Here is a 243-nt window from a genome sequence, read left to right on the forward strand (position 1 = left end):
GTTTCGTAGCCTTCGTACGAGGTGTCCGAGACGACATGCCATTGATTGTCCGCCGCGAGTGTCGCGGCATGTTCGACGGACGCGTCGTAGTCGCCTTCAATCCGGACGATGCGTGCGCCGTAGTGCGCGATGGCGTCCTCGCGTTCGCGGCTGACGTTGGCATGAAGCACGATCACGCATTGGCAGCCGATATCGCGTGCGGCCGCGGCCAGCGCTTTGCCGTGGTTGCCGTCCGTCGCACTG

General features: G+C 64.2%; 1 protein-coding gene. It reads right to left on the reverse strand.

Annotated features, from left to right (window positions below; translation table 11 throughout):
- The coding region (locus SB751_RS34380) for a pyridoxal-phosphate dependent enzyme (RefSeq protein ID WP_410749543.1) at window positions 1-243 on the reverse strand (243 nt) is incomplete at both ends.

Source organism: Cupriavidus sp. SIMBA_020, assembly GCF_046535395.1.
Taxonomy (GTDB): Bacteria; Pseudomonadota; Gammaproteobacteria; order Burkholderiales; family Burkholderiaceae; genus Cupriavidus; species Cupriavidus campinensis.